This window comes from Pedobacter paludis (assembly GCF_003173575.1).
Lineage (GTDB): Bacteria > Bacteroidota > Bacteroidia > Sphingobacteriales > Sphingobacteriaceae > Pedobacter > Pedobacter paludis.
Map to the genome: position 1 here is coordinate 43180 of NZ_QGNY01000013.1, position 7088 is coordinate 50267.

Genomic DNA, 7088 nt, shown 5'->3' on the forward strand with positions numbered 1-7088 from the left:
TTCTATTGATTTTTGATGACGGCCTGTTGATGTGAGACTCTGGTTGTTTGATAGCGCTGCTTTTATTAACGGTTTAAGCACCAAAATATCTTTCAAAAGAATAACATATTAGCAAGCCGATACTAATTCCTCTCCTATGAAAAGAGGGCAGGATTACGCTTTTGATACCTATAATAATATGAAACAAAAATTTACCTATCTTTTATTCTTGCTCACTTTCTCAACCTTATTGGCTTTTGGAAATCTTGCTGTTGCAGCGCTAACAGTTACGGCAACTGGTACAAACGGCACGTGCGCATCTGACGCATCCATAACCGCGACTGCTTCTGGCAATACCGGGTTAGTAAACTATCAGTTATTGCAAGGCGCTACAGTAATACGAAATTATCAGCCAAGCAATGTATTTAGTAATTTACCTGCAGGAAGCTACATCGTAAAAGTACAGGATGCCACGACTACGGCTACCGCTCAGAGCAGTACGGTTACTCTCACAACAACTTACGTTGCAATGGTGGTAACAGTTGCAAATGGTTCTGTAGGTTGTACAACTGCTAAAGGATCTGTTGTGGCTACGGTTACAAAAGGCAAGGCTCCATATTCATATAGTATTTCCCCTGATCCAAATAGTTTAGGTACTCAAAGCTCAAGTACCTTTAGTAATCTGCCAATAGGAAGTTATACGATTAGCATTACTGATGCTTGCGGAACTACTGTAACTGCTGGGGCAAGCATTGGTTTAGGTACTAGCGCAACAGTTTCTACAATAACACCAAGATATCAGTTTGGCCTTAATGCTGCCCCTGTAGTTTGGGGTAACGGGGGAAACAATGTTTGTTCCAGTGGCGGTTACATAACGATAGGTGGCAATTGGGGTTACCTGGGTAATGGATCTGCCAATCTATCAACTTTTGATGCCAATCATTTTTACTGGCGTTATGAATATCCTTCGGGTAGTGGTAATGTTTATGGTGCAGGCGGTGTATTAAATGGTTCTAAAATGCCATGTACAACTGTAACTGTCAAACTGCCGGCCACTGCAACTTATCCGTTCGCAAATGGTGATTTGATTATTTACGATGACTGTAATAATGAATATAAATTAAGTGGGATCATAAAGCGTGATTTTGGCCCAAGTACAAATGCGGTCAATGGTACTTATGATTGCACAAGTGGAGGAGCTATAAGGACTTACATAAATCCAGCGTCGTTAACCTGTTTACCTGTAACCTGGACTATCGTTGATAATGGGACCTCTGCTTTAACTACACAAATTCAAACAACAAATCTCTACAATTATTTTAATGGTTATGTGCCTGGTCATTCTTATACAGTTACTGGTGTTGATGCAATGGGCAACCCGGCAAAAACAGGACCGGTAACAGTTACCATACCTTCTTCACCGCCAGCCACCCTTGGTGGGGGAGATTATTATCCTGACTATAGTTTGCTAGATGCTGGATTTCCGAGGATGACCATACCCTTTATAGCAACTAGCGGAACAGTTTACTCTTATGTTGTTACTTCATCTACGTCATCATCTTTCAATGGCGGGATACCTGCAGTAGGTTACACCAATTCCTATACAATGGGCTCCGGTTTTTTTGGTAATCTATCGGTAGGACAATTTTTCCTAGTTGGACCAAATAGCGATGGTTCCTGGCCAAGTGGAACCCATACGGTTCAATTAAAAGTTGGCGATTGTTACACCAGTAGTGTCACTTTTACTTTTTCTGGTCTGCATGCTACGCTAAATACGCAAACCACTACACCAGTTTGTGGAGGATTTAATCTTTCAATGAATGCCACTTTGGATAATCCTTCTATATATGCGCTCAAGATTATTAGCGGACCGAGTAATGTTAATCAAACCCGATCATTCAGCAATGCTACAACCACAACAACATTAAATAGTTTACCTTTCAATGGTTTGGCTTACGGAACTTATACAGTAGCACTAATTTGTACTTCCACATCGAGCGGTACGGGTAATGTACCACTGATAACGAGAACAGTAACCTATAATGCCAGCAACAGCTTAACCATTGATGCATTGGCAACAGGAGGTTATGTGTGCGCAGGTTTTCCCACAGGAAGTCTGAGCATTACGGCAACATCGGCTTCTGGATCAGCTCTTGAATATTCGAAAGATGGGGGAACAACTTGGCAGAGCTCAAATGTTTTTAATGGGGTAGCGGTAGGAAATTATCCTATTGTTGTTCGTGATATCTGCGGGAATACAGCAACTTACACCGCTTCGGTTGTACAGGCTTCGGGCATTTCGGCCTCTGCCTCAACAAACCCTGTTTGTGCGGGAGGCTCAACCCAATTGAGCGTTAATGCAATCGGTGCAACAAGTTATGCTTGGACTGGGCCTAATGGCTTTACCTCATCGCTCCAGAACCCGATCATTAACAATATGCAAAGTATAAATGCAGGTACATATACTGTAACGGTTACCTCTCCTTCCTGTTCCAATACCGCCAGTGTAACCATTGCGGTTAATCCGCTTCCGATTGCGACAATTGCTTATTCTAATAGTTCATTCTGTGCAACGGGAACGGCCAATCCTATCATTACGGGTACAACGGGAGGAACCTTTAGCTCAACCACTGGCCTTAATATCAATGCCACAACAGGAGCTGTAAATCTTACCGCAAGTGCTCCTGGAACATATACGGTAACTTATACATTCTCAAATTCAGGAACTGGATGTTCAAATACAACAACGGCTTCCATTACAGTAAATGCCCAGCCATTGGTTGTTACGCACAATCAGTCCACTTGTGCCCCAGGCACGGTTAATTTAACCTCAGCAGCGGTTACAACGGGAAGTACCGCTGGTTTAACCTATACTTATTTTACGGAGTCTACTGGAACAACCATTTTGAACAACCCCAACGCGGTAACTACGAGCGGTACCTACTACATAAAAGGATATTTAGTATCAACGGGATGTTATTCTGTGCCGACACCTGTTACGGTAACAATACAGCCTCAGCCAACCGTGGTAATTACGAATCCAGCTTCAGTTTGTGCTCCAGCCAAGATTGATCTTACAGCTTCTGGCATAACAACAGGAAGCAGTTCCAACCTGGCATTTGCCTATTATACAAATCCAGGCGCAACAACTGTGTTAAGTAATCCAAGTGCAGTAGGCACCACTGGCATATATTACATTCAAGGAACAAATACAATAACTGGCTGTGTGTCGGCTGTAATGCCAGTAACAGTAACGGTAAACCCATTACCAAATGCCCCAACAGTAGCCGCCATACAGCCAGCGTGCGGAACCCCAACAGGAAGCATCACAATTACAGGTGTAACCGGCGAAACCTACAGTGTAGATGGAAGTGCTTTTACTTCTACCTTAACCTACTCAGGCCTTGCACCGGGATCACATACTGTACTTGCAAAAGCTACGGGAGGGTGCACCTCAACGGCAACAAACATTACGATAAATTCAGCGAAAGCAACAGCAAATGCGCCAACGGTAGCCACCACACAGCCGGTCTGTGGAACGCCGACGGGAAGCATTGCGATTACTGGAGTAACGGGCGAAACTTACAGTGTTGACGGAAGCGCGTATACTTCAACCTTAACATATTCCGGCTTGGCTCCGGGATCTCATAGTATCCTGGCCAAAAGTACTGATGGTTGTATCTCGAATGCAACAAACATTACAATAAGCCCAGCGAAAGCAACCGCAACCGCACCGGTGTTCACAACAGCGCAGCCGGCCTGCGGAACGCCGACGGGAAGCATTAGCATAACTGCCGTAACGGGCGAGAAATACAGTGTAGACGGCGGTTCATTTACGGCAACCACAACCTATTCAAATTTAGCTCCGGGGTCGCATACGGTTACCTCACAGAGTATAGATGGATGCAGCTCGGCAGCGGTGCCGTTTACGATTGCGCCAGCGAAAACTGTAGCAACTGCGCCAACGGTATCTGTAACTGCACAGCCAATCTGCGGAACGCCTACGGGAAGCATTGCGATTACAGGTGTAACGGGAGAAACCTACAGTGTTGACGGAAGTGCGTATACTTCAATCTTAACTTATTCGGGCTTGGCTCCGGGATCTCATAGTATCCTGGCCAAGAGCGCTGACGGCTGTACCTCTACGGGAACCAATGTCACAATAAACCCTGCGAAAACTGTCGCAACTGCACCTGCAGTATCTGTAACTTCACAGCCAATCTGCGGAACGCCTACGGGAAGCATTGCGATTACAGGTGTAACGGGAGAAACCTACAGTGTTGACGGAAGTGCGTATACTTCAATCTTAACTTATTCGGGCTTGGCTCCGGGATCTCATAGTATCCTGGCCAAGAGCGCTGACGGCTGTACCTCTACGGGAACCAATGTCACAATAAACCCTGCCAAGGCAACAGCAAACGCACCAGCGGTAGCAGTTACTGCCCAGCCGGTATGCGGAACGCCGACCGGAAGCATCGGCATTACAGCGGTTGCGGGCGAGACCTATAGTGTTGACGGAAGCGCCTATACGGCAACGTTAACCTACGCAGGCTTAGCCCCGGGACCTCATGCAATAACCGCCAAGAGCGCTGACGGCTGTACCTCAACGGCAACGAACATTACAATAAACCCTGCGAAAACTGTAGCAAACGCACCTGCGGTAGCGGTAACTGCACAGCCGGTCTGCGGAACGCCGACCGGAAGCATCTCGATTACAGGTGTAACGGGCGAAACCTACAGTGTAGACGGAAGTGCGTATACTTCAGCCTTAACTTATTCGGGCCTGGCTCCGGGACCTCATGCAATAACCGCCAAGAGCAGTGACGGCTGTATCTCTACGGCAACAAACATTGCGATAAACCCTGCGAAGGCAACAGCAAACGCTCCTGCGGTATCTGTAACGGCCCAGCCGGTATGCGGAACGCCGACCGGAAGCATCAGCATTACAGCGGTTGCGGGCGAGACCTACAGCTTGGACGGCGGAGCTTATTCAGCTACCCTGACCTATAGCGGTCTTGCACCTGGATTACATGCGGTAACAGCCAAAAGTGCTGACGGCTGTATCTCGAATGCAACAAACATTACAATAAGCCCAGCGAAAGCAGCAGCAACCGCACCGGTGTTCACAACTGTACAGCCGGTATGCGGAACGCCTACGGGAAGCATCAGCATCACTGCCGTAACGGACGAGACCTACAGTGTGGACGGGGGTCCATTTACGGCAACCACAACCTATGCAAACTTAGTTCCGGGATCACATACGGTAACTTCACAGAGTACAGATGGATGTAACTCTGCAACAGTGCCGTTTACGATTGCGCCAGCGAAAACTGTAGCAACTGCACCAACGGTATCTGTAACTGCACAGCCGGAGTGCGGAACACCAACGGGAAGCATCGGCATTACATCGGTTGCGGGCGAGACCTACAGTGTGGACGGCGGAGCCTATTCGGCTACATTGACCTATAGCGGTCTTGCGCCCGGACCACATACGGTAACGGCCAAAAGTGCTGACGGCTGTACCTCTACAGCAACAAACATTATCATAAATCCTGCAAAGGTTACGGCGAACGCCCCTGCGGTAGCGGTAACGGCCCAGCCGGTGTGCGGAACGGCAACGGGAAGCATTGCGATTACTGGTGTAACGGACGAGACCTACAGCATCGACGGCGGTGCATATTCTGCGAGCCTGACCTATGCGGGTTTAACCCCCGGTACGCACATCGTAAAGGCGAGGAGCATCGACGGGTGTGTCTCTACGGGCACGGACGTTGTGATCGGCCCTGCGAAGGTGGTGGCAGCGGCACCCGTGGTAACGGTAACTGCCCAGCCTACCTGTGCGCTGGCTACGGGAAGCATCTCGATAGCAGGTGTAACGGGCAATACCTACAGTCTGGACGGAAGCGCCTACACGGCAGCCCTGACCTACAGCGGACTGGCCAGCGGAAGCCATACGGTAACCGCGAAGAGCGCGGACGGGTGTATCTCGAACGCAGCGAACATAACCATCAGCGCCCAGCCCGCAACGCCCGTGGCAACAATTGCCTACGGCTCGGCGCAGTACCAGGCTGTGGGCACGGCAAGCGTGATCCAGACCGGCCAGACGGGCGGAACGTACACGGCCAGCCCGTCGGGACTGGGCATCAGCGGAACTACCGGAGCGATCGACCTCGGTGCGAGCACGCCCAACCAGACCTATACGGTAACGTACTCGTTCAGCAACGGAAGCTGTACGGGAACCGCAACGGCAACGGTGAGGGTAAACTCTACGCCTGCCACGATAGCCTACGCGAAGCCTGCCTACTGCGCAGGCGGAACTGCGGACATTGTGCGCACGGGCCCTGCCAACGGAACCTATACGGCCAGCGCAAGCGGGCTTAAGGTAAATGCCTCTACGGGAACCATAAACCTTGGAGCAAGCACACCGGGAAGCTATACGGTAACCTATACCTACCGGGACGGAACGATTACTGCTACTGCGGTTGCCTCGGTAACGGTGAACGCAATGCCTATAGTATCTGTATCGAGCGACCTTGGCACGGACATCTCAAGGGGCGACATCGCAACCCTTACGGCGACCGGCGGAAGCACGTACAGCTGGAGCGGACCGGACATCCAGAGCGGACAGAATACGGGAACGCTTAAGGTCCGCCCGAGACAGACGGCGACCTATACGGTAACGGCGACAAATGCCAGCGGATGCTCGGACGTGGCACAGATCACGATAAACGTAACGGACGACTTCAAGCTTGTGCCGAACAACGTGATTACCCCAAATGGGGACGGTAAGAACGATACCTGGGTTGTGAAGAACCTGGACTATTACCCGAACAACACGGTGGGCATCTACGACCGTGCGGGCAGGAAGGTGTACGGAACGGGCAGTTATAAGAACGACTGGGACGGTACCTACAACGGCCAGCCGCTGGCGGAGGGCGCCTACATCTACGTGATCGACCTGGGCAAGGGCATCGGCCTGCTGAGGGGCACGATCTCGATCATCAGGGACAACAGATAATTGAAGAAAACAGAAACAGGCCTTCCCGCAGGGGAGGGCCATCAAGAACATAAGAGAATGAAAAAGATACTGATCATATCGGCAATGCTCC

1 protein-coding gene is annotated in these 7088 nt (G+C 49.6%); it reads left to right on the top strand.

What is annotated here, in order from left to right; translation table 11 throughout:
• Positions 1-178: 178 nt before the first annotated feature.
• The gene (locus DF947_RS22010) at positions 179-6997 is read left to right on the top strand and encodes a T9SS type B sorting domain-containing protein (protein ID WP_158526316.1); all 6819 of its coding nucleotides are present in this window, start codon (positions 179-181) and stop codon (positions 6995-6997) included.
• Positions 6998-7088: the final 91 nt, after the last annotated feature.

What these genes read in the sequence shown, in the direction of transcription:
- DF947_RS22010 (WP_158526316.1), top strand. Translation starts at nt 179, where the DNA reads ATGAAACAAAAATTTACCTATCTTTTATTCTTGCTCACTTTCTCAACC.